A 24,893-nucleotide genomic window follows, 5' to 3' on the forward strand; every position below is an offset into this window, starting at 1 on the left:
GAAGTGACGGAGCGGGGCGACAAGCAACGAGAATTGCGTGTCCGCGCAGGAATGCTGCGTCTTCGACTGGTATCACGCAGCCTTGCTGCGCACTCGGATGTTTATTCGGGGGTTTATTCGGGTGCCGGTTGCGTGGCCCCCGCCTCCGGGGATTCCGGGAGGAGATGCGACAGCACCATCACGCTGATCGTCTTGCGGATGAAGGGCTCCGTGCGGATGCGCTCCAGCACCTCCTCGAAGTGGTCCACGTCCCGGGCCCGGACATGCAGCAGGGCGTCCGCGCCGCCGGTCACCGTCATGGCGGCGGTGATCTCCGGATGGTTGCGGACCACCTCGGCCAGCCGCCGCGGCGGCGCCGCGCCCTCGCAGTAGACCTCGACGTACGCCTCCGTGCGCCAGCCCAGCGCCGCGGGCTGGACGGTGGCGGTGAACCCGGTGATCACGCCGGTCTCGCGCAGCCGGTCCACGCGCCGCTTCACCGCCGTGGACGACAGCCCGACCGCCGCGCCGATCTCGGCGAAGGACGTCCTGGCGTTCGCCATCAGGGCCGTGACGATCTTCCGGTCGGTGTCGTCGAAGGGGGCCGGACCGCTGTTCATGTCGGCACTGTATCCAGCGCGAACGTCCACTTCCCGGGACATGTCCACGCGTCGGGATTCCACCTACACTCCGGGTTCATGCTGCGTGCCCTCGCCGTCGACGACGAACGCCCCTCGCTGGAGGAACTGCTGTACCTGCTGAACGCGGATCCCCGCATCGGCAGCGCGGAGGGCGCGGGCGACGCGACCGAGGCGCTGCGCCGCATCAACCGGGCTCTCCAGTCGGGGCCGGGCGGGCCCGAGGCGATCGACGTGGTCTTCCTCGACATCCAGATGCCCGGGCTGGACGGCCTGGACCTGGCGCGGCTGCTGAGCGGGTTCGCCAAGCCGCCGCACATCGTGTTCGTCACCGCCCACGAGGACTTCGCGGTGCAGGCCTTCGACCTCGAGGCCGTCGACTACGTCCTCAAGCCCGTGCGCAAGGAGCGCCTCGCCGAGGCGGTCCGCCGGGCCGCCGAACTCACCGGCAACGCCCCGCGCATCCGCGTCCACGAGCCCGACCCCGACCACATACCGGTCGAACTCGGCGGCGTCACCCGCTTCGTGGCGGTCGACGACATCACCCATGTCGAGGCGCAGGGCGATTACGCCCGCCTGCACACCGACAAGGGCAGCCACCTCGTACGGATCCCGCTGTCCACCCTGGAGGACCGCTGGCGCACCCGCGGCTTCGTCCGCATCCACCGCCGCCATCTGGTCGCCCTGCGCCATGTCGGCGAACTCCGCCTGGACGCGGGCACGGTGAGCGTCCTGGTGGGCGGCGAGGAGCTGCAGGTGAGCCGGCGTCACGCGCGTGAGCTGCGGGACCTGCTGATGAGGAGGCCCTGAGCATGCCCCACCAGGACCCCGCCGAACGGCGCGTCGTCGTCACCGGACCGGCCCGGCGCACCCGCCGCGCCTCCGGCTACTACCGTCCGCGCACCGAGATCGACGAGCAGACCACCCTCGGCCACACCTACGTCCGCTCCCTCATGCGCTCCCAACTCCGCGCAGGCCTCGCGGTGTTCGCGGTCCTCGGCCTGCTGATCGGCCCGCTGCCGCTGGTGTTCAACGCCATGCCGGACGCCCACCGCCTCGAATGGGCCGTCCTCGGCTTCTGCCTGTACGCCCCGCTGGTCCTGCTCGCCCTCTGGTACGTCCGCCGCGCCGAACGCAACGAACGGGACTTCGTGCGGCTCGTCGAGGACCGCTGAAGCGGTAGCACCATGAACTCCAGCTACGCCGTCCCGGCCGTCGCCCTCGTCGTCGTGGCGACCGTCCTCGTCGGCGCCTTCGGCCTGCGCATCTCCCGCACCACCTCCGACTTCTACGTCGCCTCCCGCACCGTCGGCCCCCGCCTCAACGCGGCCGCCATCAGCGGCGAGTACCTCTCCGCCGCCTCCTTCCTGGGCATCGCGGGCCTGGTCCTCGTCCAGGGCCCCGACATGCTCTGGTACCCGGTCGGCTACACCGCCGGCTACCTGGTCCTGCTGCTGTTCGTCGCCGCCCCGCTGCGCCGCTCCGGCGCCTACACCCTGCCCGACTTCGCCGAGGCCCGGCTCGGCTCGCCCGGCGTGCGGCGGCTGGCCGGTGCCTTCGTCGTCGGGGTGGGCTGGCTGTATCTGCTGCCCCAACTCCAGGGAGCCGGGCTGACGTTGACGGTCCTCACCGGAGCACCCGACTCGCTCGGCGGGCTGATCGTGGCCCTCGTCGTGGTGGCCACGGTCGCCGCCGGCGGCATGCGCAGCATCACCTTCGTCCAGGCCTTCCAGTACTGGCTGAAGCTCACCGCCCTGCTCGTCCCCGCCCTCTTCCTGGCGGTTGCCTGGCAGGGCGACGGATCCCCCAGCCACGCCTTCGCGGAACCGGCGACCTTCCGCGAGCAGCGCGTCGTACACGTCGACGACAGCCTCGACCTCAAACTGGCCGCTCCCCTGACGGTCACCGTGACCGGCACGGTCGACGGCCGCGCCCATGACGGTCGGCGCCTCGAACTCCCCGCCGGAACCCACCACATCGCGAAGGGCACCAGGCTGAACTTCGCCAAGGGCACCGCCGTCCCGGCCGCCGACCCCGGCACCAACGGCGGCATGTCCACCTCCCTCGCCACGGGCCGCCAGGAACGGCCGCTGTACGCCACGTACGGACTGATCCTCGCCACCTTCCTCGGCACCATGGGCCTGCCCCATGTGGTCGTCCGCTTCTACACCAGCCCGCACGGCGTCGCCGCCCGCCGCACCACGGTGGCCGTCCTCGGCCTGATCGGCGCGTTCTACCTGCTGCCGCCCCTGTACGGCGCCCTCGGCCGGCTCTACACGCCCGAACTCGTCCTCACCGGCGACGCGGACGCGGCCGTACTGCTGCTGCCGGACCGGATGATCGGCGGCGTCGGCGGCGATCTGCTCGGCGCGCTGGTGGCGGGCGGGGCCTTCGCCGCGTTCCTGTCCACGGCGTCCGGGCTGACCATGGCCGTCGCGGGCGTCCTCACCCAGGACGTCCTGCCCTCCCGCGGGGTACGGCACTTCCGGCTCGGCACGGTGCTCGCCATGGCCGTGCCGCTCGCCGCCAGCGTCCTGGTGGGCGGGCTGCCGGTGGCGGACGCGGTGGGGCTTGCCTTCGCGGTGTCCGCCTCCTCCTTCTGCCCGCTGCTGGTGCTCGGCATCTGGTGGCGGCGGCTGACCCCGCCGGGCGCGGCGGCCGGGATGCTGACCGGGGGCGGCTCGGCGTTCGTGGCGGTCGCGGCGACGATGGCGGACGTGCCCGGCACGGGCCCCGCGCACGCTCTGCTGGCCTGGCCCGCACTCTGGTCGGTGCCGCTGGGCTTCCTCACCATGGTGCTGGTGTCCCTGGCCACCGCGGGCCGGGTACCGGCCGGGACGGAGGCGATCCTGGCGCGCTTCCATCTGCCGGAGGAACTGCGGGCGGAGGTGAAGGCGTGAGCGGTCGAACACCCCGATCGGTTGCCGTGACCGCCCCCGCGTGCGGGGGTGGAGGGTGGCGCGGGCGTGCCGGGTGGGTGGCTGCCGTGACGGTCCGCGCATGGTTCGGTGGAGGGTGGCGCGGGCGCGTCGGGCGGTCGGCTGGCGTGACGGTTCGGGCATGCGGTGGTGAACGGGCGCGCGGGCGCGGCGGGCGGGTGGTTGCCGTGACCGTTTCCGTATGTGGCGGCGAAGGCTCGCGTGGGCGGGCCGTCGACGTGCTGTCCCGGCACATGGAGGTGACGGCATGAGTGGCTTCCTGGCCGGGCTGTGTGTGGCCGTTCTCCCGCTGCTGGCCGCCGGGTTCTGGCTCGGGCGGCGTACCGCGCGGCCCGACAGCCTCGGCGATCTCGGCACCCCGGTCGAGCACGCCACCTTCCAGACCCTGCACACCGCCTCACTCGCCGCGCCGCCGCTGCGGGCCGGGCTGACCGAGGAGACGGCGCGCAAGTCGGCCCGTCGGCTGCGCACCCTGCTCGGCACGGACGCGCTGTGCCTGACCGACCGCGAGCGGGTCCTGGTCTGGGACGGTGTCGGCGCCCACCACCGCGGCGAGATCATGGAACGCCTCGCCGGCGTCCTGGAGACCGGCCGCGGGGAGGCCTTCCGCCTCAGGTGTGAGACGCCGGACTGCCCGGTGCGCTGGGCGGTCGTGGCACCCTTCACCGTCGACGACCGGGTGCACGGCGCGCTCGTCGCCTGCGCACCGCGCGAGTCCGCCGTCCTGGTCCGGGCCGCCGGCGAGGTCGCCCGCTGGGTGAGCGTCCAACTCGAGCTGGCGGACCTGGACCAGTCCCGCACCCGGCTGATCGAGGCCGAGATCAAGGCACTTCGGGCCCAGATCTCCCCACACTTCATCTTCAACTCGCTCGCGGTGATCGCCTCGTTCGTGCGCACCGACCCCGAGCACGCCCGCGAACTCCTCCTCGAATTCGCCGACTTCACCCGCTACTCGTTCCGCAGGCACGGCGACTTCACCACCCTCGCCGACGAACTCCACGCCATCGACCACTACTTGGCGCTGGTCCGGGCCCGCTTCGGCGACCGTCTCTCCGTCACCCTGCAGATCGCCCCGGAAGTCCTGCCGGTCACCCTGCCGTTCCTGTGCCTGCAGCCGCTCGTCGAGAACGCCGTCAAGCACGGCCTGGAGGGCAAGGCAGCGACCGCCGGGGGCAAGTGCCACATCAGCATCACCGCCCAGGACGCCGGCGCCGAGGCGTTGGTCGTCATCGAGGACGACGGCGTCGGCATGGACCCGGTCCTGCTGCGCCGCATCCTCGCCGGCGAGGTCAGCCCCTCGGGCGGCATCGGGCTGTCCAACGTCGACGACCGGCTCCGTCAGGTCTACGGCGACGACTACGGGCTCGTGATCGAGACCGCGGTCGGCGCGGGCATGAAGGTCACCGCCCGGCTGCCGAAGTACCAGCCGGGCGTCCACCCCGCGGGCCGGATCACCCACGAGTTCTCGGGGGAGTTCTCCGGGGACTGAGCCTAGGTCCCGCTGCGGGTGGCGATCATTCCGAGGGTGAGCAGTCCCAGCACGACCCAGCCGAACCACAGCCAGCCGTTGCTGCCGAGCGCCACCGTGTAGGCGGTCACCACGACCAGACCGCCGACGGTGAGCACCCCCATCGTCTTCGTAGAGCCGTCCGTGGAACCGGGCATCGCGACACCCTCCTCAGGATTCGTCCCCCTCCATGGTGCCCCCGTTCTGCCTGCGGACGGTGCACACGACGAAATGCGTGCCCGATTTCCAGGGCCCCTCACTGGTCCAGGACCCCGAGGCGTACACCGACGGATCGAAGCCGTAGTCGCGCGGCGGCACGTCCTTCGCGCACACCGCGTCCGACTCCGTACGCGCCTCGGCGTACGTGACGTCCTTGCCCAGCCGGGTGAAACCGAGCACCTGTTCGTCGTGCGGGTCCTTGCAGGAGACCAGCCGGGCGTCCCTGTTGGAGCGGGTCAGGAGGCAGTCCCGGCGCTGCATGTTCGACGTGTCCGCGAACGCGAGGCCCGGCCTCCGGTGTGCCCCGAGCGGCCCGTAGACCGGCCCGTGCGCGCCCAGCACCAGACAGGCGGTCCGGCGCCCCGCGGCCTCGAAACCGGCGCCGGTCGGCACGACGGCGACCGTACGGACGTCCGCCAGCCCCTGCCGGATCTCCTGCGTCCGCTCCTCGCACCGCGCCGGTCCCAGCGTGCGCGCCTCGTCCGCCGACGCGGCCGCCACGAACGCCATCACCTGACCGTCCGGCGACCTGTCCCGGCAACTGGGATCGATCGTCAGCCGGGGCGTGCCCCGGAAGCGCACCGCGCCGGGCCAGTCGGCGAGCACGCAGTCACCGTCCTTCAGGGGCCGGGTGAGCCCGACCGCCGTACCGTACGGGGCCGTCTTCCCACCCTCGTCCCGTGACTGGTGGGCCATGGCGTACCAGACGCCGCCCAGGGCCAGCACCAGCCCCAGGGACGCGGCGAGCAGGGCGCGCAGGGCGCGGGACAGTTCGCGGCGCCGGTGGGCGGGCACCCGCGCCGAGACCGGCCCGAAGCCGGCCGGGGCGGGGGCGGGCGGGGGAGCGGTGACCCCGACCCACGGCGGCTGCGAGCCGAGGTCGGTCCGGGTCCGGGCGTACGGCTCGGCCTGCGGTGTCACGATCCCCGACAGCGCCGCCTCCGCCTCGGCCGCCGCCGCCCGCCGCCCCGGGTCCTTCTCCAGCAGACCCCGCAGGACGGGCCCCAGCGCGCCTGCGCGCACGGCGGGCCGCGGCTCCTCCATGACCACCGCGGTCACCTCGGCGAGATGCGACGCGCGCTCGAAGGGAGCCCGGCCCTCGACGCCGTAGTAGAGCGTGCAGCCCAGCGAGAACAGATCGGTCGCAGGGGTCGGCGGACCGCCCGTCGCCCGCTCGGGCGCCAGATAACCCGACGTCCCCACCAGCACGGACGCCAGCGTGTACCGCGTCTCGCCGCCGTCCGGCCGCACCGAGATGCCGTAGTCCGTCAGCAGGACGCGCCCGTACGGCGCCCCGGTGCGGTCCGGCGCCAGCAGGATGTTCGCCGGTTTCACGTCCCGGTGCATCATGCCCCGCTCGTGCCCGGCGGTCAGCGCGTCGAGCACGGCGAGGCCGATCCGGGCGCACTCCGCCGGGGCGAGCGGTCCGCGCGTCTCGACCAGTTCCTTGAGGTCGACGGCGCCCGTCACGTACTCCATGACGATCCACGGCAGCCCCTCGTGCTCCAGCACGTCGTGCACGGTCACCACATGCGGGTGGCCGCGCAGTCCGGCCGCGTGCCGGGCCTCCGCCCGGGCCCGGGCCACCCGCGCCTCCCGCTCCTCACCCACGGGATCCGGATCGCGGAACACGATCTCCTTGAGCGCGACCTCACAGGCGAGTCTCTGGTCGTGGGCGAGCCACACATGGCCCATGCCGCCGCTGCCGAGCCGGTTCAGCAGCAGATAACGGCCGGCGATGACCCGGCCCACTCCCGACGTCGGTGATCCTGAATGCATCCGGTGACTCCCGGGTTCTGCGGAGGCGCTACGTGATCGCGCCCGCGGCGGACCCGGAGGACCCGGGCCCACTCGGGCCGGGCGCGCTGCTCGTCGGCCCACTGGTGGCCGGGGCACTGACGGTCGTGGGCGGCGGTGGTGCGCTGCTGGTGACCGGTTTGCCGGGCGGTGGCGGCGCGCTGGTGGTCATCGAGCCGCTGGGCGGAGGCGGCGCGACGGTCGTCGCGGGCTTGCTGCTCGATGGCCCGGCGCTGGTGGTCGCGGGCCTGCTGGTGGTCTGTCCTGCGCCGGCCGTCGATGGCGGTGCGCTCGACGGCGGCGGTGGAGAGCTCGGCGGTGGTGGTTGCGAGCTGGGCGGTGGTGGTTGCGAGCTGGGCGGTGGACTCGACGGCGGTGGTGGGGCGGAGGACGAGCCGGGCCCGCTGCTCGATCCGGACGACGGAGGCGTCGGAGGTGACGGATGAGGCCTGACCGATCCCGACGAACCGGACGGCGGTGGCACCGGGGGAGTGCTCGGTCCCACGGACGTGCTCCCCGAGGAACTCCCCCCGGCCGTGCTCAGCGTCACGTACTGCCCGAACCGCAGCTCGGTGCCCGCCGGCGGGTCGGATGCCGTGACCCGGGCGTCGTCGGCGGGCAGCGCCTCGCCGGCGTACCCGGCCGCAAGCCCCTGGGCGGCCAGCTCACGGCTCGCCCGTCCGAAGGTCGTCCCGGTGAGATCCGGCACCGCTCGACGGCGGCCCGCGTCGAATGCCGTGTCGCGCGTTCCCGTCGTGCCGACCGGCCGGTCGATGCCCCGGTTCGGATCGCCGACGTCGACCAGGGCGAGCCGCTCCATTTTCCTCGGCGCGGGCCGTACGGCCACCACGGAGGAACGCGTGAATCCCTTCCACTTCCGGTTGCCGTTCTCGAACTTGACCGAAATGCGATGCGTGTCATGGGTGAAGGGCCGCAGCGGATTTCCACACGAACATTTCACGGCGGGCGCCCCCTGCTGATCGACGAGAATGGCGATTCCGGCCTGCAGCAAGGAGTCGAAGGGAACAGCCTTTCCCTTCCTGTAGTCGTGATTCCGCACGAGTGTGTCGTGACGCAGGAGAACAGGAGTGAGCCGGTCCAGATATCCCGGAATCCGGTCCGTGGAAATACCCAGCGCCGCCGCCCACGCCTGCGCCTTCCGGTGATTCCCGGGAGCCGTGAGGAACGCCTTGAGCTTCCGGACGTCACAGATGCTCGGCCTGCGTGTGCCTCCGTACAGCCCGGGCGTGTCCCCCTGCTGCAGACTGCCGCGCACGGCCTGCGGCCGGAGCGCCTCGTCGTGCCCCAGGCCGCCGCTCTCGTCGAAGAAAGGCGCGAGAGACGGAACTCCCGCGGCCACCGCCCGTACCAGCGTCAGCGGCGTACTTCGATCACATCCACTGAGCGCCAGTACGAATACGAGCAGGACGGCGATCCGGCGAACCGCCGATTTCCCGGCCCTGTGCATAAATGCGCGAAGTGTCATCACCGCTCCCCCCGGCGGTTTTCCCCCTGCGCATCATGCTACTGAAAGGCGCCGAACCGCGAACCCTTTCAACGCCCGCGTGCGTTCAATGAGGCCAGATAGGCGTTGTAGGCCTCGAGTTCCTTGTCGCCGTCGCGGTCGGCGGCCCGGTCCTTGCGCTTGGCCTGCCGCTGCTCCGAGCTGTACCACTGGAACAGCAGGGCGAGCAGCACCAGCACCGAGGGGACCTCGCTGAACGCCCAGGCGATGCCGCCGGCCGCGGTCTGGTCGGAGAGCGCGTCGATGCCGAGGGAGGCGGGCGGGTTCTTGAACGTCTCCACCATGGGCGTCGACGCCATCATCAGCGCGATGCCGAAGAACGCGTGGAACGGCATGCCGGCGAACAGCTCCAGCATCCGCATGAGGTGGCCCGGCCGCTGCGGCCCGGGGTCCACGCCGATGATCGGCCAGAAGAACACGACGCCCACGGCCAGGAAGTGCACCATCATCGCGATGTGCCCCGCCTTCGACCCCATCAGGAAGTCGAACAGCGGTGTGAAGTACAGCCCGTACAGGCTCGCGATGAACAGCGGGATGGTGAACGCCGGGTGCGTGACGATCCGCATGTACCGGCTGTGCAGCAGCATCAGCAGCAGCTCACGCGGCCCCTTGCGGCCCTTGCCCGCGGTCGGCAGTGCGCGCAGGGCGAGGGTGACGGGGGCGCCGAGCAGGATCAGGATGGGCGACAGCATGCTGATGATCATGTGCTGCACCATGTGCACGCTGAACATGACCATGCCGTAGTCGTTCAACCGGGTGCACATCACCAGGCCGACGGTCAGCACACCGATGACGTACGACACCGTCCGTCCCGGCGACCACGTGTCGCCGCGGCGCCGCAGCCGTACGACCCCCCACCCGTACAGCGCGAGTCCCGCCAGGCAGGCGACGAGGAAGAACGGATCGGCGGACCACTCGAGCCCCCGTCCCAGCGTGAACGGCGGCAGATCCATGGTCATGCCGTGCCCGCTGTGATCCATCGGACGGCTCCTGATTCGTGGGGGTTGTGCATGTGTGTCCCCCACAGACTAGAACCGCCCCCGGCCGCGCCTGCGACCGGGGGCGACCGCCCGGGACCGTACGGGCTCAGTGGGACGTTAGAGAACGCACTCGGCCTCGTCGTAGCGCTCGGCGGGCACCGTCTTGAGCGTCTCCACCGCCTCCGCCAGCGGCACCATCACGATGTCCGTGCCGCGCAGCGCGGTCATCCTGCCGAACTCACCGCGGTGCACGGCCTCCACGGCGTGCCAGCCGAAGCGGGTGGCGAGCACGCGGTCGTACGCCGTCGGCGTGCCGCCGCGCTGGACGTGGCCCAGGATGACCGGCCGGGCCTCCTTCCCCAGCCGCTCCTCCAGCTCGATGGACAGCTGGCGGGCGATCCCGGCGAACCGCTCGTGGCCGTAGACGTCCTTGCCGCCCTCGTCGAAGTCCATCGTGCCGGCCTTGGGCTTGGCGCCCTCCGCCGCGACGACGATCGCGAAGCGCTTGCCCGCCTCGAACCGCTTGCCGACCCGCCTGGCCAGCTCCTCGATGTCGAAGGGCCGCTCGGGCACGACGATGGCGTGCGCGCCGGCCGCCATGCCGGAGTGCAGCGCGATCCAGCCGGTGTGCCGCCCCATGACCTCCACGACCAGCACCCGCTGATGCGACTCGGCGGTGGTCTTGAGCCGGTCCAGCGCCTCGGTCGCCACCCCCACGGCCGTGTCGAAGCCGAAGGTGACGTCCGTGACCGCGATGTCGTTGTCGATGGTCTTGGGCACGCCCACGATCGGCAGCCCGCTGTCGTACATCAGCCGGGCGGCCTTGAGCGTGCCCTCGCCGCCGATGGGGATGATCGCGTCGAGGCCGAGCTCCTCGACATGCCCCTTCGCCCGCTCCACGCCGTCGCGCAGGTGCGAGGGCTGGACGCGGGAGGAGCCGAGGATCGTGCCGCCGCGCGCCAGGATGCCGCCCACCGCGTCGAGGTCGAGCTTGAGGTAGTCGCACTCCAGGAGGCCCTTCCAGCCGTCCCGGAAGCCGATGACCTCGTCGCCGTGGTCGGCCACGGCACGGTGCACGACGGATCGGATGACCGCGTTCAGGCCGGGGCAGTCGCCGCCGGACGTGAGGACACCAATACGCATAGCCCGAAAGACCTTCTCACCGTGTAAACGTGGGCCGGGACCGGACCACGTCGTCCGGTTCGATCCCCGCCACCCTAGCGGCAGGAGGGGGCGGGGCCGTACCGTCCGTCCGCCTGCTGGACGACCCCGCTCACCTGTGCGGAGTCATCGTCAGACGGGCCGGTAAAGACGGGCTTGAGGACAGGTGTACGGCAGCTCAGGCGGGCTGCTGCGCCGCCGCGATGCGCTCGCCGCGCAGCGCCTCGTACCACCGGTCGTCGGTCGGCGGCAGCGCGTTGACGTCGAGCGCCAGCTTCAGCAGCAGATCGGCGATGAGCGGGTTGCGCGCCAGCACCGGCCCGTGCATGTAGGTGCCGAAGACCGTGTCGTTGTACGCGCCCTCCGTGCCGTCGCCCGTGCCGTTGCCGTTGCCCAGGCGCACGTTCGCGAAGGGGCGGGCGGTCGGGCCGAGGTGGGTGACGCCCTGGTGGTTCTCGAAGCCGGTCAGCTGAGGCAGGCCCAGGCGCGGGTCGATGTCGGCGAGCACGTCACCGACGCACCGCTCGCCCTCGCCGCGCACGGACACCACGTCCAGCAGCCCGAGGCCGGGCTCGCGCTGGCCGAGGTCGTTGATGAACTCGTGGCCGAGGATCTGGTAGCCGGCGCAGACGGAGAAGACGATCGCGCCGTTCTCCACCGCCCGGTGCAGGCCCCCGTCCCGGCGCAGCCGCTCGGCCGCGAGCCGCTGCGGACGGTCCTCGCCGCCGCCGATCAGGTAGATGTCCCCGGAGGTCGGGATCGGCTGGTCGCTGCGCACGTCGAGCCGGGCCACGTCGAGGCCGCGCTGGCGGGCCCGGCGCTCCACGACGAGGACGTTGCCCTGGTCGCCGTAGGTGCTGAGCAGGTCGGGGTAGATCCAGACGACCCGCAGGCTGTTGTCACTCACTGATGTCCCCTGAGTTGTCAGTTGCCGACGCGGCGGCGCAGGTCCTGGAAGGCGGTGTAGTTGGCGATGACTTCGATGCGGCCCGGCGGGCTCAGCTGCACGGCCTGGTCGAGGTTCTCGCAGACCTGGAAGTGCTGGTTGGCGACCTCCAGGCGCACCGCGAGGTCCAGCTTGCGGTCGCCGATCACACAGATCGGGTGGCCGGTCAGCCGGGTGTAGTCGACGTCCCAGAGCCAGGAGGTGTCGGTGCCGTCGGCGCCGCGCGCGTTCACCGAGAGGATCACCGGGGTGGGCGGAGGATCGATCAGGCTGAACGTTTCGAGCCAGCCCGCCGGGTTCTTCGCCAGCAGCAGCCGCAGGTCACGGCCCTGGAACTGGACCACGTCATAGCGGCCGGCGACGGCCTGCACCTGGTACATGCGTTCCAGGGCGACCTGCGGCGGCACACCGAAGACGGCGGCCACGGCGGCCGAGGAGGCGGCGTTGGCTTTGTTGGCGCGGCCGGGCAGCTGGAGGTGGATCGGCCAGGCGGAGCCGTGTGGGTCGAGGACGTGATCACCGGACAGGGCCCAGCTCGGCGTCGGGCGGCGGAAGCCGCACTCCCCGCAGAACCAGTCGTCGCCGGGCCGCTGCATCACACCACCGCAGGACGGGCAGGACCAGGCGTCGTCCTTCCACATCTGCCCGGCGGCGACCCAGATCACGTTGGGGGAGGAGGAGGCGGCCCACACCACCAGCGGGTCGTCCGCGTTGGCGACGACGACGGCCTTCGAACCGGCCAGCCCCTCGCGCCAGTTCTCCGCCAGCATCCGGGTCTCGGCGGCGCGGTCGAGCTGGTCGCGGGAGAGGTTCAGCAGCGCGATGCACTTGGGGGCGGTGTCCCGGGCCACGCCCGCGAGGTACTTCTCGTCGACCTCGATCACGGCGTACTTGGCGTCCGAGCCGCCCGCGAGGGCGGAGGTGATGCCGGCGGGCATGTTGGCGCCGAGGGCGTTGGAGACGACGGGGCCGGCGGCCCGCAGCGCCTCCGCGATGAGCCGGGTGGTGGTGGTCTTTCCATTGGTGGCCGAGACCAGGACGACGTCCAGGCTCTGGGCGAGCCGGGCGAGGAGGTCGGGGTCGAGCTTGAGCGCGACCCGGCCGCCGATCACCGAACCGCTGCCGCGCCCGGCGGCACGCGATGCGGCCGCGACCGCCTTGCCCGCGGTAACGGCCAGCTTGGCCCGCGGCGTGAGCGGGTCCGAGTTGCCTGCCATCAGTTCTCGATCCTCCTTGCGTACGCGCCGCGCCTGAAGCCTCTAAGCCTTACGGCAACGTGGTGTGGACCTCAGCCTATCGAGATCTGTTCACGCTCCCGAACCGCCGTACCCTTGCGGCCATGCGAAACGGCTCCATCCCGGGCACCCGCGGGCGTGTCCGGCCCCTCACTCTGCTGGGGGACCCGGTCCTGCACGCCCCGTGCGCCGAGGTCACCGACTTCGGCCCCCAACTGGCCCTGCTCGTGGAGGACTTGTTCGCGACGATGTACGCGGCGCGGGGGGTGGGCCTGGCGGCCAACCAGGTTGGTGAATCTTTGCGCGTGTTCGTGTACGACTGCCCCGACGACGAGGAGATCCGGCATGTGGGCCATGTGGTCAACCCCCGTCTCGTCGAGGCCGACGGGGTGGTGCTGCGGGGCCCCGAGGGCTGTCTGTCCCTGCCGGGCCTGGAGGCCGGTACCGAACGTCACGACCACGCGGTGGTCGAGGGGTTCACGGTGACCGGCGATCCGGTCACCGTGCACGGCACGGGTTTCTTTGCGAGGTGTTTGCAGCACGAGACGGATCACCTGGAAGGCCGCGTCTATGTGGACCGCCTCACCGGGTGGCGCAGACGCAAGGTGCTCCGCCGGGCGGCCAAGGCCTCCTGGAGCGGCCGGGGCTAGAACCCGGGGCCGCCCACCCGGTCGCCGGCCGCCGCGAGCCGTCCCCACAACAGGTCGGCCAGGCAGCGCACCAACTCGGCCCGTGAGCAGGGGCGTTCGCCCAGCCACCAGTCGCCGGCCGCGTGCATCATGCCGACGATGCCATGGCCCCACACGCGGGCGAGCTGCTGGCTCTCCGGTCCGAGGTCCAGCCGGTCCTCGATGACCTGGGCCAGTTCCTCGCCCATCCTGCGCAGCAGCGGCGCCGAGTGCTTGCCGACGTCGAAGCCCTGCTCTCCCGCCGCACCGGCGTCCGCGGGATGCATCAGGAAGCGGTACACCTGGGGCCGCGCCTCGATCGCCGCGAGGTAGGTGTCCAGCGTGGCCTCGACCCGCTCGCGCCGCTCCGCGGGGGCGTCCAGCGCCGCCCGCAGTGAATTCAGCAGCGCGTCGGTGTGCCGCTTGGCCAGTGCCGCGTACAGTCCTCCCTTGTCACCGAAGTGCCGGTAGAGAATCGGCTTCGTGATGCCCGCCTCCGCCGCGATGGCGTTCATCGAGGCCTGCGGGCCGTCGCGCAGGACCACCCGGTCCGCGGCCTCCAGCAGCTCACGCCGACGGCGGTCGGCGGACCGCTGTTGGTCGGTCCGCTGTGTGGTGTCCATGAGCTCTCCCCACCCGTGCTTAATCGGTAACGCCAGCGCAAACTAACACTCGGCATGCCCTCCGCATCGAACTGGCTGCCGAGGCGTCCTCGGGAGTTGACTTTTCCTACCCGCCGGTAACAGACTGGTGTTACCGCTAGTAACACGTATGTGCGCCGCCGCTGGAGGGGACATGGCCGAGTTCACCATGGAGCTCAACGACGAACAGAAGGAGGTCCGGGACTGGCTGCACGGCTTCGCCGCCGACGTCATCCGCCCCGCGGCCGCCGAATGGGACGAGCGTGAGGAGACTCCCTGGCCGGTCATCCAGGAGGCCGCGAAGGTCGGCATCTACTCCCTCGACTTCTATGCCCAGCAGTACTTCGACCCCACCGGCCTGGGCATTCCGATGGCCATGGAGGAGCTGTTCTGGGGCGACGCGGGCATCGCTCTGTCGATCGTAGGCACAGGTCTGGCCGCCGTGGGCGTTCTCGCCAACGGAACCGAGGAACAGATCGGCACCTGGATCCCGCAGATGTACGGCGACGCCAATGACGTCAAGGTCGCCGCGTTCTGCTCCTCCGAGCCCGACGCCGGCTCCGACGTGGCCTCCATGCGCACGCGTGCCGTCTACGACGAGGCCAAGGACGAGTGGGTGATCAACGGCACGAAGACCTGGGCGACCAACGGCGGTATCGCCAACGTCCACGTCGTCGTCGCGTCCGTCGACCCGGACCTGGGTTCCAAGGGCCATGCGTCCTTCATCATCCCGCCGAACACGCCGGGGCTGACGCAGGGCCAGAAGTTCAAGAAGCACGGCATCCGTGCCTCGCACACCGCCGAGGTCGTCCTCGACAACGTCCGGGTGCCCGGGTCCTGCCTGCTCGGCGGCAAGGAGAAGCTCGACCAGCGGCTGGCGCGGGCCCGGGAGAAGGCCAAGCAGGGCGGGGAGCGGGTGAAGAACGCGGCGATGGCCACGTTCGAAGCTTCGCGGCCGGCGGTCGGCGCGATGGCCGTCGGCACGGCCCGTGCCGCCTATGAGGTCGCCCTCGACTACGCCAAGACGCGTGAGCAGTTCGGTCGGCCGATCATCGACAACCAGGGTGTTGCCTTCCAGCTCGCCGACATGCGTACGTCCGTCGACGCGGCCCGTCTGCTGGTCTGGCGCGCCTCCTGGATGGCCATCAACGGCAAGCAGTTCACGGCGGCCGAGGGCTCGATGTCCAAGCTGTTCGCGAGCGAGACGGCGAAGAAGGTCACGGCCCAGGCGATCCAGATCCTGGGTGGCAACGGCTACACGCGGGAGTACCCGGTGGAGCGGATGCACCGGGACGCGGCCATTTACACGATCTTCGAGGGGACGAGTGAGATTCAGCGGCTGGTGATCGCGCGGACCTTGTCGGGGATGCCGATTCGGTAGCGCCGTGGGGGTGCGGTGCGTTGCCGACTGGCGGTGGCTTGTGGCTGGTCGCGCAGTTCCCCGCGCCCCTTCAGGGGCGCTTGTGCCAAGGTCTGGGGAGAAGTCCCGTATCCGGACCGACGGAGGAATGCGATGGCGCGTACGGCCTCGGAACTCCTGGCCACCACCACCGCCCAGCTGGCTCCCGACCCGCACTCCAATCCGCTGATCCCGCTGATCGCCCGAGGGGAGGCCTCCCGGGACGTCCTCGGGACTCTGGCCCTCGAACAGCACTGGGTGATCCCGGCCGACCGCGCAGCGTTCCTGCATCTGGTCGGACGGGCGCGGGAGGAACCGGAGGCCGCCGGCTTCTTCGCGATGCTGGCCGAGGGCGAGTCCCTGGCCGCGGAGCACCTGAGGTCCTTCGCGCGGGCCTGCGGCATCGACGAGAGCCGCACCCGTTCCTACGCTCCCCTGCCGGGCTGCCAGGCGTACCCCGCCTACGTCGCCTGGCTGGCTCTCAACGCCTCCCCGACGGACGTGGTCCTGGCCATCACCGCCAACTTCTCCGCGTGGGGCGGCTACTGCGCCACGATCGCCGAGTCCCTGCGCACCCGGTACGGCTTCACCGCGGACGACTGCGCCTTCTTCGACTTCTTCGCGCAGCCGGCTCCGGAGCTGGACGAGAGGGCGAGGGCGGCCGTCCAGGAGGGACTGGACACGGGGATCCTCGACGAGGAAGCGGCCCACAGGTACGGCCGCCTGCTCCAGAGCTACGAGGCGATGTTCTGGGCCACGCTGCACGGGGTGGCCTGAAGGGTCACGGGGCGCCCCCGCTGCTGTGCGCGATGCACGCCACGTCGATACGGTCGGCGAGCTTGGCCAGCTCGATGGTCAGAGCCGCCACGGTGTCCTCGTCGAGCCCGCCCTCCCCGGCCTCGACGAGATGCAGCCACCGCCCGCCCACGGTCCGCAACAACTTGCTGACGTCGGCCGCGGCCACCTGCAGGGTCCCGCGGTCGTCGACGATCAGAGGCAGAGTCACTTCGCGGTTCACACCGGGGATGTTAGCCGCGCAGGCGTCACGCTCCGTGCCAAACCGTCGTGATGTTGCAGAACTCCCGGATTCCGTGCCCGGACAGCTCACGCCCGTAGCCGGACCGCTTGACCCCGCCGAACGGGAACGCCGGATGGGAGGCGGTCATGCCGTTGAAGAACACACCGCCGGCCTCCAGGTCCCGTACGAACCGGTCGACCTCGGCCTCGTCCCGCGTCCACACGTTCGAACTCAGCCCGAACGGCGAGTCGTTGGCGATGAGCACGGCCTCGTCCAGGTCGGCGGCACGGTACAGCGTGGCGACCGGCCCGAACGCCTCCTCCCGGTGGATCCGCATCTCGCGGGTGATCCCGGCGAGCACGGTCGGCGGGTAGTACCAGCCGGGCAGCTCCGGCCTGCGCAGCCGGTGGCCGCCGCACAGCGCCTCGGCCCCGCTGTGCTTCGCGTCCTCGACCAGTTCCTCCAGGTCGGCCCGCCCCTGCTCGCTCGACAGCGGCCCGACCTCGGTGTCCTCCTCCATCGGGTCGCCGACCTTGAGCGCCTTCATGCCCTCGACGAACCGCTCGGCGAACCGGTCGTACACGTCCGTGTGCACGATGAACCGCTTGGCGGCGATGCACGACTGCCCGTTGTTCTGCACCCGCGCGGTCACCGCGATCTTCGCGGCCCGGTCGATGTCGGCCGACGGCATCACGACGTACGGGTCGCTGCCGCCCAGCTCCAGCACCGTCTTCTTGATCATCTCGCCGGACGAGGACGCGACCGCCCGCCCGGCGGGCTCACTGCCCGTGAGCGTGGCCGCCTTCACGCGGTCGTCGCGCAGGATGTCGTCGACCGCGGCGGAGCCGATGAGCAGGGTCTGGAAGCACCCCTCGGGGTAGCCCGCCTGATGGAAGAGGTCCTCCAGGAACAGCGCGGTCTGCGGGACGTTGGAGGCGTGCTTGAGCAGGCCCACGTTGCCCGCCATCAGCGCGGGCGCGGCGAACCGGACGACCTGCCAGAGCGGGAAGTTCCACGGCATGACGGCGAGGACGGGGCCGAGGGGCCGGTAGCGGACCCGCACCCGTGACGCGCCCGAGTCCTTGACGTCGGAGTCGGAGGGCTCCTCGTCGGCGAGCAGTTCCTCGGCGTGCTCGGCGTACCAGCGCATCGCCTTGGCGCACTTGGCCACCTCGGCGCGGGCCTGCTTGATCGGCTTGCCCATCTCGGTGGTCATCACACGGCCGACGTCCTGCTGCAGCCCGTCGAGCAGCTCGGCGGCCCGGTTCAGCAGACCCGCCCGCTCGGCGAAGGTCGTCGTTCGGTAGGTACGGAACGTCGCCTCCGCGAGCTGGAGCCGGCGTTCGATCTCCTCCTCGCCCATGGCCTCGTACGTCTTGAGCGTCTCGCCGTTCGCCGGGTTCACCGTCGCGATGGGCATGGCTGACCTCCCTGGGGCGGCTTGGTGTTACGACCTTCCCGCGCCACGCGGGCGACCGCAACGCGTGTGCGTCCTCAGGGCGAGTGCTCCGCCAGACGGTCGAGAAACGCGGACTGGGCCTTGACGATCACCTCGCGGGCCCGGTCCAGGGTGAGCCACTCCACGCGGTCCAGTTCGGGGAACTCCTGGGTCCTTCCGGACTTCGGGGGCCACTCCATCGTGAAGGTGCCGGGGCTGATGGTCGCCGGGTCGAGGTCGGCCTCGACCGCCCACGCCGTGACGATCTTGCCGTTGGTCTGGCGCACCTCACCGAGCGGTACGGCCTCGCCGTCCGGCGGCTCGAGGCCCAGTTCCTCGCGGAACTCCCGGCGGGCCGCGTCCCAGGCGGGCTCGTCGGGCTCGTACTCGCCCTTGGGGACGCTCCACGCCCCGGCGTCGCGCCTGGTGAAGAACGGTCCGCCCATATGGCCCAACAACACCTCCAGGCCGTGATCGGTGTGCCGGTACAACAGCAGGCCCGCGCTGCGCCTGCCCGTCGTCACGGGTGCACCTCCGGGTGGGCGGCGAGGAGTGTCTCCACGGTGTCGGCGTCCTCGGGGCGCTTGTCCTCGCGGTAGCGGACCACGCGGGCGAAGCGCAGGGTGACGCCGGCCGGGTAGCGGGTGGACCGCTGCAGACCGTCGTAGGCGATCTCGACCACGAGTTCGGGGCGTACGGTCACCACGTGGTCGTTCTCCGCCACGGCGATCTCCCGCAGCCGCTCGGTCTGCCAGGTCAGCATCGCGTCGGTCATGCCCTTGAAGGTCTTGCCGAGCATGGCGAATCCGCCGTCCGCCGTGCGGGCGCCCAGGTGCAGGTTGGAGAGCTTGCCGGTGCGGCGGCCGTGGCCCCACTCGGCGGCCAGTACGACGAGGTCCAGGGTGTGCACGGGCTTGACCTTGAGCCAGGACGCGCCGCGCCGGCCCGCGCTGTAGGGGGCGTCGAGGGCCTTGACCACCACGCCCTCGTGGCCGCGCTTGAGGGTCTCGGCGAGGAAGTCCTCGCCGGCGCCCGCGTCCTCGGGCCCGGCGACCACGACGCGCCGTACCCGCATCGGCTCGGGGACCAGCCGGGCCAGCTCGGCGTGCCGCTCGGCGAAGGGCAGGTCGAGCAGGTCGCGGTCGTCGACGGAGAGGGCGTCGAAGAAGACGGGGGAGACGGGGACGGACTTGGCGGCCGTGGCCACGTCCACGCGGGAGCCGACGCGGCCCGCGGTCTCCTGGAAGGTGCGGGGCCGCCCGGCCGCGTCGAAGGAGATGACCTCGCCGTCCAGGACGAAACGATTCCCCCGCAGCCGCAGCGCGGCGCCGGTCACCTCGGGCAGACGGTCGGTGATGTCGTCGAGGGTGCGGGTGTAGATCCGTACGCTGTCGCCGGTGCGGTGGACCTGCACGCGGATGCCGTCCAGCTTCTCCTCGACGGCGCAGGCGCCGAGCTTCTCGACCGCCTCGGTCACCGAGGAGGCGGTGTGCGCCAGCATCGGCAGCACGGGACGGCCGACGGTGAGCCGGAACTGCTCCAGGGCCCCGGGTCCGTCCGCGAGCAGCGTCCGCGCGACCGTCTGGAGCGAGCCCGCGAGCATCACCGCCCGGCGCACGTCGGCCGGCGGCGCCCCGGTCGCCTCCGCCAGTCCCTCGACGGCGACGGCGTCCAGGGCGCCCTGCCGCACCTCACCGGTGAGCAGGCCGAACAGGAAGCGCTGTTCCTCGACGGTCGCCGCACCCATCAGCTCTCCGACCAGCCGGGTCCGTTCGGCCTGTGAGCCGGAGCCGGAGACCTTGCCGAGTTCGGTGAGACGGGCGTCGACCTCGCGGACGGTGAGCGTGGGGTCGGCGGCGGGGGCGACCGGACGGCTGAGCACCTTCCAGCCGACACCGAGCCGCCCCTGGGGCAGCCGTCCCGCCAGATACGGGATCACGATCGGTACGTCGTCCGCCTCGGCGTCCCGGAACAGCTCGGCGAGCAGAGCGATCTTCCGGGACCGCGCGGAGGTGGCGGCGACCTCTTGGGACACATGGGCCAGCCGGGCAAGCAGCATGCTGCCATGGTGCAACGCGCTCGCCCGGGTTACACCCGGGCGAAGGGGGTGTACGTCGGGCGCGGGTGCGTTGGCGGCTGGTCGCGCCCGCGCGACGGAGCCGCCGGGCCGTGCTTCAGAGCGCGGCGTCCAGGTCCGTCATCAGCAGTTCCCCGTTGATGGTGGCGCCGACCCGGTAGCCGCGGCTCGCCGCGTTGACCACCTGCTCGGCGAAACCGGAGGCGTTGCCCGCCGCCCACAGACCCGGCACGCTCGTCTTGCCCCGTTCGTCGATCACGGGGTAGGCGCCGAAGGGCGTCTCGTCCATTTTGGCGCCCAGCCGCTCCAGCAGTCCGGTCTGCGGGACGGCGCGCGGCGCGACGAACAGCACCGACCGGTCGTGGACCGTCCCGTCCGCAAGCCGTACACCGGTCAGCCGGTCGTCCTCGACGACCAGACCCGCGACCTCGCCCGGGACGACCTCGACGCCGGCCGCGCCGAGGCGGCGCAGATCGTCGTCCGACAGCTCGGACCCGGCGACCGTGTGCAGGAAGAACGTCACGTCCTTCGACCACTGCGACACCATCAGCGCCTGGTGGGCGCTCATCGGGGTCGTGGCGAGCACGCCGAAGGCCTGGTCGCGGACCTCCCAGCCGTGGCAGTACGGGCAGTGCAGGACGTCCCGGCCGAAGCGCTCGGCGACCCCGGGCACGGTGGGCAGCTCGTCCTTGAGGCCGGTGGCGACGACCAGGGCCCGCGCGGCGACGGTACGGCCGCTCTCCAGGGCCACCTCGAAGCCCTCGCCCCGCGAGGCGTCCACCGCGCGGTCGCGGACCAGCTCGACGCCGTACCGGGAGATCTCCTCGCGGCCGATCGCCAGGAACTCTGCGGGCGCCATGCCGTCGCGGGAGAGATAGCCCTGCATATGGGCGGCCGGCGCGTTACGGGGTTCGCCGGCGTCGACGACCAGGGTGCGGCGCCGGGCGCGGCCCAGGACCAGTGCGGCGGAGAGCCCGGCCGCACCGCCGCCGACGACGACCACTTCGTACTTCTCGGTCATGGGTGACCACCTCCGCCCCCGACGGTCGCCCCAGCACTGCCGCATTGACAAACCTGTTTGCCGAAACTGCAATGACTGCATGAATGACTCCACGAGCGACGACACCGACGAGGTCCTGGCCGAGGTCGGGCCCCGCCTGCGGCGGATCCGCAAGGACCGCGGCGCCACGCTCGCCGGGCTCTCGGCGGCCACCGGCATCTCGGTGAGCACGTTGTCCCGGCTGGAGTCCGGGCTGCGCAGGCCGAGCCTGGAGCTGCTGCTGCCGATCGCGCGGGCGCACCAGGTGCCCCTGGACGAGCTGGTCGGTGCCCCGCCGGTCGGCGATCCACGGGTGCGGGCCAAGCCGATGGAGCGGGGCGGGCACACCTTCTGGCCGCTCAGCAGGCAGCCCGGCGGGCTCCAGGCGTACAAGATCCTCACCGCGCCCGGCAGGCGCGAGCCGGATCCGCGGACGCACGAGGGCTATGAGTGGCTGTACGTGCTCTCCGGGCGGCTGCGCCTGGTGCTGGGCGAGCACGACCTGGTGCTCGGGCCGGGCGAGGTGGCCGAGTTCGACACCCGGGTGCCGCACTGGTTCGGGTCGACGGGGGAGGGTCCGGTGGAGTGCCTGAGCCTGTTCGGTCCGCAGGGGGAGCGGATGCATGTGCGGGCGCGGCCGAAGCGGTCGTAGGTCCGCGGGTCAGTCCGCGGTGACTTGACCCCCTATGCGAGCATCCTGCCCTGCGGACGGTGTCCGGCGCGTCCGGTGGCGACGCACTGTTCGGTCTCGCCGTGGGGGGTGGTGGTCGTGGGGAGCGGTCCTCAGTCGGTGCCGGGCTGGACGAGTCGGAAGACGAGACGGGTGGCGGCCCGCCGGACGGAGTGGCCGAGGCGCGTCGGAGGAGGGGCGGCGGGGCGCGCCCAGGCGGGGGAAGAGGGCTTCGGCGTTGGCGTGATTGACGGCCCGGAGGGTGTCCGGGTCCGGTCGGGCAGACCATCATCGACAAGCTGAACCAGTTCCGCCTCGCCGCCCGCTCCGTCCTCCGCCCCGAGACCACGGTCCCCTCGCTTGCCGGAGCCGGGCAGCGGCGGACGCTCAGGACAGCGGCGACGCGGGGGTCGGGTCCGGCAGAAGTTCCTCGACGTCGATGATGTCGCCGACGTCGCCTTTCGGTGGGGGAGCGGCGTCAGGCGGTGGGCGGGACGACGATGACCTTGCCGTGCACCGCGCCTTCGGCGGCCCGGGCGTGTAGCGCACGCAGTTCGGCCAGCGGCACCCGTTCGGCTACGTCGACGTGCAGCTGTCCGCCGTCGATCAGTGCCACCAGCCGCGCCAGCTGCTCGGCGTCGCTGCGGACGAACAGGTCGACGCCGCGCACGTCGCGCTCCTCGTCGGAGGGCGCGGGCATCCACACCGTGGTGTTCACCAGTACTCCGCCGGGGCGGATCAGGCCGGGGAGCGCGGCCAGTTGCGCCGGCTCGACCGGCGCGAGGTTGAGGACGACGTCGACCGGCTCGGTCACTGCGGCGGTCACCTCCGTGGAGGTGTGGTCGACGACCTCGTCGGCGCCCGCCGTCCTGACCTGCTCGCCGCTGCGGGGGCTGGCTGTGGCGATGACGTGGGCGCCGGCATTTTTCGCCAGCTGCACGGCGTAGCCGCCGACCGCTCCGCCGGCGCCGTTGATCAGCACCCGCTGTCCCGCCGTCAGCTTGCCGTGGTCGAACAGCGCCTGCCATGCGGTGAGGCCCACCACCGGCAGTGCGGCGGCGTCGGGCAGCGGGACGCTCTTGGGGGCCGGCGTGAGGATGTCAGCCGGGGCAAGGACGTACTGGGCGGCGGCGCCGGGCTTGTCCATCGGCAGAAAGCCGATGACGTCGTCGCCGACCGCGAGGCCGTCCACGCCCTCGCCCAGCGTGTCGATGGTGCCGGAGACGTCGATGCCGGGAGTGTGCGGCAGGACCACCGGGATGGGGCCCCGCATGAAGCCGCCGCGGATGTTGCCGTCGACGGAGTTGAACGACGTCGCGGCCACCCGGACGCGGACCTGACCGGCCCCGGGGACGGGCAGGTCCACGTCCTCGTAGCGCAGGACACCGGGGTCGCCGTACTCGTGGAAACGCACAGCCTTCATTTCGGTTCTCACCTTCACTGCGATCCGATGTGCTTCGAATTCGAAGCAGCTGCTGACGACGATACATCTGCTTCGAATTCGAAGCAAGTGGTGTGCCGGCAACCACGACCGTGGGCACGGGATGGGCACGGGCGCCGGTCAGGCGCCTGCGCATGACCTCGGTGCCGGTGCAGCTCCGCCATCTCCACCTCGGCGGGCCACCCTCACCGGGGAGGACCGAGGACGATGTTGCCGGACAGTTCCGCGGCCTCGGCCAGCAGCTGTGGGGAGATCTCGAACCCGTCCGGGCGTGGTTCGCGAAGGTCACGGCCGGCGTGGCGGAACATCTTCTCCAGCCCTCCGGGCGTCGAGATGAGCAGGAGATCCGCCTTCTCGGAAGTGATGCGGTAACCGTGCGGAATGCGCCGGGGCAGGAAGACGATGCCGCCCTCCCGCAACTCGTGCTGCACGTCGTCGGCCCACACCAGCGCCGAACCGGACAGGAGCAGGAAGACCTCGTCCTCGTTGTTGTGGACGTGGTACGGCGGCGCCTCACCCTTGCTGACGTCGAAGCGGCCGACGGTCAGCTGCCCGCCGGTCGCCTCGGCGTCGAGCAGGACACTGAAGACGCTTCCGGCGATCCACTCGAGCTGCTGCTGGTCCTCGCGTTGGGCAAGGTAGGGGATGCTCATGGCCGGTCCTCGGGTTCCATGGGCGGCGGCGCCGTCCTCCTGTTCGCAACCCTGTGTCGCACCGCTGCCCGATCTGAAGGGGCAGCGGTGCTCAGTGGGGTCCACCGCTGCCCACACCGGACGCTCCACTCTCTTCGAATTCGAAGCAGTACACTCCGGTCATGCCTGAATCGCCGCCGTCGCTCGACCCCGAACAGCTGGGCGCCTACTTCTCCCTCATCGAGGTGGCCAGCCTGCTCCGGCACGCGGTCGATCAGCAGCTGCGCGAGAGCGGCGATCTCAGTTATGTGCAGTTCCAGCTGCTGGCCCGCCTCGGCGACTCACCCATGGGCAGCCACCGCATGACCGATCTGGCCGACGGCGTCGTCTACAGCCGCAGCGGCCTGACCTACCAGGTGGGTCTGCTGGAGAAGGACGGCCTGGTCGTCCGGGCTCCTTCGCCGGACGACGAGCGCGGCGTCACCGTCACCATCACCGACGCCGGGCGCGCGCTGCTCGGCAAGGTGCTGCCGGGACACATCGAGGTGGTCAACGGCCTTCTCTTCGAGCCGCTTTCGCGCGACGACGTCAAGGCGCTCGCCGGCCTGCTGGCGCCGGTGCGCGACCACATGCGCTCGACACCGCCCCGCTCGGCCACACCTCGCCGCCGCAAAGATCTCCGAAGCTGACACAACCAGGAAGGAGCCCGGATTGGGAGCGGCGGGACTGGCGGGGCGGCTGGCCGCGGCACGAGCCGGAGCGCTGGTGGGGAGGGAGCCGGAGCGGGCACTGCTCGACCGGATGCTGTCGGGCGCGGCGGACGCCCCGCTCGTGGCCTACCTCCACGGTCCCGGCGGCATCGGCAAGTCCTCGCTGGTGCGCTACGCCGCCCGGCAGGCCGAACGGGCCGGCCGTCGCGTGGTGCACGTGGACGGACGGTTCCT

The 24,893-nt window shown here is 71.5% G+C and carries 26 protein-coding genes and 1 pseudogene; 11 read left to right on the top strand and 16 right to left on the bottom strand.

All coding sequences use genetic code 11. From position 1 onward, the window contains the following. Positions 1–113 precede the first annotated feature (113 nt). Positions 114–599 (bottom strand): Lrp/AsnC family transcriptional regulator, encoded by a 486-nt coding sequence (locus ABZZ74_RS34650; protein WP_133047614.1) that lies wholly within the window; start codon positions 597–599, stop codon positions 114–116. Positions 600–677: 78 nt separating this feature from the next. Between ABZZ74_RS34650 and ABZZ74_RS34655 the strand changes: the two genes are divergently transcribed. From ABZZ74_RS34655 to ABZZ74_RS34670, 4 genes are all read left to right on the top strand, one after another. Then, complete coding sequence (locus ABZZ74_RS34655) at positions 678–1,427, top strand: LytTR family DNA-binding domain-containing protein (protein ID WP_356771831.1); 750 nt, start codon at positions 678–680, stop codon at positions 1,425–1,427. A gap of 2 nt (positions 1,428–1,429) precedes the next feature. Further along, a complete protein-coding gene (locus tag ABZZ74_RS34660) occupies positions 1,430–1,792 on the top strand; it encodes a hypothetical protein (RefSeq protein ID WP_356771833.1) in 363 nt (120 codons plus the stop codon). A gap of 12 nt (positions 1,793–1,804) precedes the next feature. Then, positions 1,805–3,517, top strand: coding sequence for a cation acetate symporter (locus tag ABZZ74_RS34665; protein ID WP_356771835.1), 1,713 nt, complete (start codon positions 1,805–1,807; stop codon positions 3,515–3,517). A 286-nt stretch (positions 3,518–3,803) separates the two neighbouring features. Next, entirely contained in the window at positions 3,804–5,045 is a 1,242-nt protein-coding gene (locus ABZZ74_RS34670; protein ID WP_356771837.1) for a histidine kinase, read from the top strand. A gap of 2 nt (positions 5,046–5,047) precedes the next feature. Here the strand turns inward: ABZZ74_RS34670 and ABZZ74_RS34675 are convergent, their stop codons facing one another. Both ABZZ74_RS34675 and ABZZ74_RS34680 read right to left on the bottom strand, forming a co-directional pair. Continuing rightward, positions 5,048–5,221, bottom strand: a complete 174-nt coding sequence (locus tag ABZZ74_RS34675) for a hypothetical protein (RefSeq protein WP_133047619.1) — start codon at positions 5,219–5,221, stop codon at positions 5,048–5,050. Between the two features lie 13 nt (positions 5,222–5,234). Continuing rightward, the gene (locus ABZZ74_RS34680) at positions 5,235–7,061 is read right to left on the bottom strand and encodes a protein kinase (RefSeq protein WP_356771839.1); all 1,827 of its coding nucleotides are present in this window, start codon (positions 7,059–7,061) and stop codon (positions 5,235–5,237) included. Positions 7,062–7,093: 32 nt separating this feature from the next. On the opposite strand from ABZZ74_RS34680, the gene ABZZ74_RS34685 reads away from it, so the two are divergent. Next, a complete protein-coding gene (locus ABZZ74_RS34685; protein WP_356771875.1) occupies positions 7,094–7,525 on the top strand; it encodes a hypothetical protein in 432 nt (143 codons plus the stop codon). Positions 7,526–7,626: 101 nt separating this feature from the next. Here ABZZ74_RS34685 and ABZZ74_RS34690 read toward each other — a convergent pair. From ABZZ74_RS34690 to ABZZ74_RS34710, 5 genes and pseudogenes are all read right to left on the bottom strand, one after another. Next, positions 7,627–8,565, bottom strand: a pseudogene (locus tag ABZZ74_RS34690) (PASTA domain-containing protein); the annotation flags it as partial. Positions 8,566–8,633: 68 nt separating this feature from the next. Continuing rightward, positions 8,634–9,584, bottom strand: a complete 951-nt coding sequence (locus tag ABZZ74_RS34695) for a cytochrome c oxidase assembly protein (protein ID WP_356771841.1) — start codon at positions 9,582–9,584, stop codon at positions 8,634–8,636. Positions 9,585–9,701: 117 nt separating this feature from the next. Beyond that, positions 9,702–10,727 carry a 6-phosphofructokinase gene (locus ABZZ74_RS34700; RefSeq protein WP_356771843.1) on the bottom strand — a complete coding sequence of 342 codons (1,026 nt, stop codon included), beginning with the start codon at positions 10,725–10,727 and terminating at the stop codon, positions 9,702–9,704. Between the two features lie 196 nt (positions 10,728–10,923). Then, positions 10,924–11,652 carry a glutamine amidotransferase gene (locus ABZZ74_RS34705; protein ID WP_133047624.1) on the bottom strand — a complete coding sequence of 243 codons (729 nt, stop codon included), beginning with the start codon at positions 11,650–11,652 and terminating at the stop codon, positions 10,924–10,926. Positions 11,653–11,669: 17 nt separating this feature from the next. Continuing rightward, positions 11,670–12,908, bottom strand: coding sequence for a MurT ligase domain-containing protein (locus ABZZ74_RS34710; protein WP_356771845.1), 1,239 nt, complete (start codon positions 12,906–12,908; stop codon positions 11,670–11,672). A 122-nt stretch (positions 12,909–13,030) separates the two neighbouring features. On the opposite strand from ABZZ74_RS34710, the gene def reads away from it, so the two are divergent. Then, positions 13,031–13,576, top strand: coding sequence for a peptide deformylase (gene def, locus ABZZ74_RS34715; RefSeq protein WP_356771847.1), 546 nt, complete (start codon positions 13,031–13,033; stop codon positions 13,574–13,576). Here the strand turns inward: def and ABZZ74_RS34720 are convergent. After that, positions 13,573–14,217, bottom strand: a complete 645-nt coding sequence (locus tag ABZZ74_RS34720) for a TetR family transcriptional regulator (RefSeq protein ID WP_356771849.1) — start codon at positions 14,215–14,217, stop codon at positions 13,573–13,575. The two genes, def and ABZZ74_RS34720, sit on opposite strands and share 4 nt — an antisense overlap. 172 nt (positions 14,218–14,389) lie before the next feature. On the opposite strand from ABZZ74_RS34720, the gene ABZZ74_RS34725 reads away from it, so the two are divergent. Both ABZZ74_RS34725 and ABZZ74_RS34730 read left to right on the top strand, forming a co-directional pair. Then, a complete protein-coding gene (locus tag ABZZ74_RS34725) occupies positions 14,390–15,616 on the top strand; it encodes an acyl-CoA dehydrogenase family protein (protein ID WP_356771851.1) in 1,227 nt (408 codons plus the stop codon). Between the two features lie 132 nt (positions 15,617–15,748). Beyond that, positions 15,749–16,411 (top strand): transcriptional regulator, encoded by a 663-nt coding sequence (locus ABZZ74_RS34730; protein WP_356771853.1) that lies wholly within the window; start codon positions 15,749–15,751, stop codon positions 16,409–16,411. A gap of 4 nt (positions 16,412–16,415) precedes the next feature. Here ABZZ74_RS34730 and ABZZ74_RS34735 read toward each other — a convergent pair whose 3' ends face one another. The 5 genes from ABZZ74_RS34735 to ABZZ74_RS34755 form a co-directional block, all read right to left on the bottom strand. Then, complete coding sequence (locus tag ABZZ74_RS34735) at positions 16,416–16,652, bottom strand: DUF6213 family protein (RefSeq protein WP_133047630.1); 237 nt, start codon at positions 16,650–16,652, stop codon at positions 16,416–16,418. A 25-nt stretch (positions 16,653–16,677) separates the two neighbouring features. Further along, entirely contained in the window at positions 16,678–18,072 is a 1,395-nt protein-coding gene (locus ABZZ74_RS34740; protein WP_356771855.1) for an NADP-dependent succinic semialdehyde dehydrogenase, read from the bottom strand. A gap of 74 nt (positions 18,073–18,146) precedes the next feature. Beyond that, complete coding sequence (locus tag ABZZ74_RS34745; protein WP_356771857.1) at positions 18,147–18,614, bottom strand: NUDIX domain-containing protein; 468 nt, start codon at positions 18,612–18,614, stop codon at positions 18,147–18,149. Then, the gene (locus ABZZ74_RS34750) at positions 18,611–20,149 is read right to left on the bottom strand and encodes an ATP-dependent DNA ligase (protein WP_356771859.1); all 1,539 of its coding nucleotides are present in this window, start codon (positions 20,147–20,149) and stop codon (positions 18,611–18,613) included. The genes ABZZ74_RS34745 and ABZZ74_RS34750 overlap by 4 nt, the downstream gene beginning before the upstream one ends. A 115-nt stretch (positions 20,150–20,264) precedes the next feature. Continuing rightward, a complete protein-coding gene (locus ABZZ74_RS34755; RefSeq protein ID WP_356771861.1) occupies positions 20,265–21,188 on the bottom strand; it encodes an NAD(P)/FAD-dependent oxidoreductase in 924 nt (307 codons plus the stop codon). 79 nt (positions 21,189–21,267) lie between these two features. On the opposite strand from ABZZ74_RS34755, the gene ABZZ74_RS34760 reads away from it, so the two are divergent. Next, complete coding sequence (locus tag ABZZ74_RS34760; RefSeq protein WP_356771863.1) at positions 21,268–21,858, top strand: XRE family transcriptional regulator; 591 nt, start codon at positions 21,268–21,270, stop codon at positions 21,856–21,858. Between the two features lie 496 nt (positions 21,859–22,354). Here the strand turns inward: ABZZ74_RS34760 and ABZZ74_RS34765 are convergent, their stop codons facing one another. Further along, the gene (locus tag ABZZ74_RS34765) at positions 22,355–23,299 is read right to left on the bottom strand and encodes an NADP-dependent oxidoreductase (RefSeq protein ID WP_356771865.1); all 945 of its coding nucleotides are present in this window, start codon (positions 23,297–23,299) and stop codon (positions 22,355–22,357) included. A 203-nt stretch (positions 23,300–23,502) separates the two neighbouring features. Further along, positions 23,503–23,970 carry a cupin domain-containing protein gene (locus ABZZ74_RS34770; protein ID WP_356771867.1) on the bottom strand — a complete coding sequence of 156 codons (468 nt, stop codon included), beginning with the start codon at positions 23,968–23,970 and terminating at the stop codon, positions 23,503–23,505. Between the two features lie 161 nt (positions 23,971–24,131). Here ABZZ74_RS34770 and ABZZ74_RS34775 point away from each other — a divergent pair, with 161 nt between their 5' ends. Further along, positions 24,132–24,638 (top strand): MarR family winged helix-turn-helix transcriptional regulator, encoded by a 507-nt coding sequence (locus ABZZ74_RS34775; RefSeq protein WP_356771869.1) that lies wholly within the window; start codon positions 24,132–24,134, stop codon positions 24,636–24,638. Between the two features lie 22 nt (positions 24,639–24,660). Further along, the coding region (locus ABZZ74_RS34780) for an ATP-binding protein (protein WP_356771871.1) at positions 24,661–24,893 on the top strand (233 nt) is incomplete at its 3' end.

It is taken from the genome of Streptomyces sp. NPDC006476, from assembly GCF_040612015.1.
Classification (GTDB): Bacteria; Actinomycetota; Actinomycetes; order Streptomycetales; family Streptomycetaceae; genus Streptomyces; species Streptomyces griseorubiginosus_B.

Coding starts and splice junctions, on each gene's coding strand:
- ABZZ74_RS34695 (WP_356771841.1), bottom strand. CDS start 9,584: ATGGATCACAGCGGGCACGGCATGACCATGGATCTGCCGCCGTTCACG.
- ABZZ74_RS34775 (WP_356771869.1), top strand. CDS start 24,132: ATGCCTGAATCGCCGCCGTCGCTCGACCCCGAACAGCTGGGCGCCTAC.
- ABZZ74_RS34760 (WP_356771863.1), top strand. CDS start 21,268: ATGAATGACTCCACGAGCGACGACACCGACGAGGTCCTGGCCGAGGTC.
- def (WP_356771847.1), top strand. CDS start 13,031: ATGCGAAACGGCTCCATCCCGGGCACCCGCGGGCGTGTCCGGCCCCTC.
- ABZZ74_RS34770 (WP_356771867.1), bottom strand. CDS start 23,970: ATGAGCATCCCCTACCTTGCCCAACGCGAGGACCAGCAGCAGCTCGAG.
- ABZZ74_RS34750 (WP_356771859.1), bottom strand. CDS start 20,149: ATGCTGCTTGCCCGGCTGGCCCATGTGTCCCAAGAGGTCGCCGCCACC.
- ABZZ74_RS34720 (WP_356771849.1), bottom strand. CDS start 14,217: ATGGACACCACACAGCGGACCGACCAACAGCGGTCCGCCGACCGCCGT.
- ABZZ74_RS34650 (WP_133047614.1), bottom strand. CDS start 599: ATGAACAGCGGTCCGGCCCCCTTCGACGACACCGACCGGAAGATCGTC.
- ABZZ74_RS34660 (WP_356771833.1), top strand. CDS start 1,430: ATGCCCCACCAGGACCCCGCCGAACGGCGCGTCGTCGTCACCGGACCG.
- ABZZ74_RS34675 (WP_133047619.1), bottom strand. CDS start 5,221: ATGCCCGGTTCCACGGACGGCTCTACGAAGACGATGGGGGTGCTCACC.
- ABZZ74_RS34680 (WP_356771839.1), bottom strand. CDS start 7,061: ATGCATTCAGGATCACCGACGTCGGGAGTGGGCCGGGTCATCGCCGGC.
- ABZZ74_RS34655 (WP_356771831.1), top strand. CDS start 678: ATGCTGCGTGCCCTCGCCGTCGACGACGAACGCCCCTCGCTGGAGGAA.
- ABZZ74_RS34765 (WP_356771865.1), bottom strand. CDS start 23,299: ATGAAGGCTGTGCGTTTCCACGAGTACGGCGACCCCGGTGTCCTGCGC.
- ABZZ74_RS34725 (WP_356771851.1), top strand. CDS start 14,390: ATGGCCGAGTTCACCATGGAGCTCAACGACGAACAGAAGGAGGTCCGG.
- ABZZ74_RS34665 (WP_356771835.1), top strand. CDS start 1,805: ATGAACTCCAGCTACGCCGTCCCGGCCGTCGCCCTCGTCGTCGTGGCG.
- ABZZ74_RS34740 (WP_356771855.1), bottom strand. CDS start 18,072: ATGCCCATCGCGACGGTGAACCCGGCGAACGGCGAGACGCTCAAGACG.
- ABZZ74_RS34700 (WP_356771843.1), bottom strand. CDS start 10,727: ATGCGTATTGGTGTCCTCACGTCCGGCGGCGACTGCCCCGGCCTGAAC.
- ABZZ74_RS34670 (WP_356771837.1), top strand. CDS start 3,804: ATGAGTGGCTTCCTGGCCGGGCTGTGTGTGGCCGTTCTCCCGCTGCTG.
- ABZZ74_RS34755 (WP_356771861.1), bottom strand. CDS start 21,188: ATGACCGAGAAGTACGAAGTGGTCGTCGTCGGCGGCGGTGCGGCCGGG.
- ABZZ74_RS34710 (WP_356771845.1), bottom strand. CDS start 12,908: ATGGCAGGCAACTCGGACCCGCTCACGCCGCGGGCCAAGCTGGCCGTT.
- ABZZ74_RS34730 (WP_356771853.1), top strand. CDS start 15,749: ATGGCGCGTACGGCCTCGGAACTCCTGGCCACCACCACCGCCCAGCTG.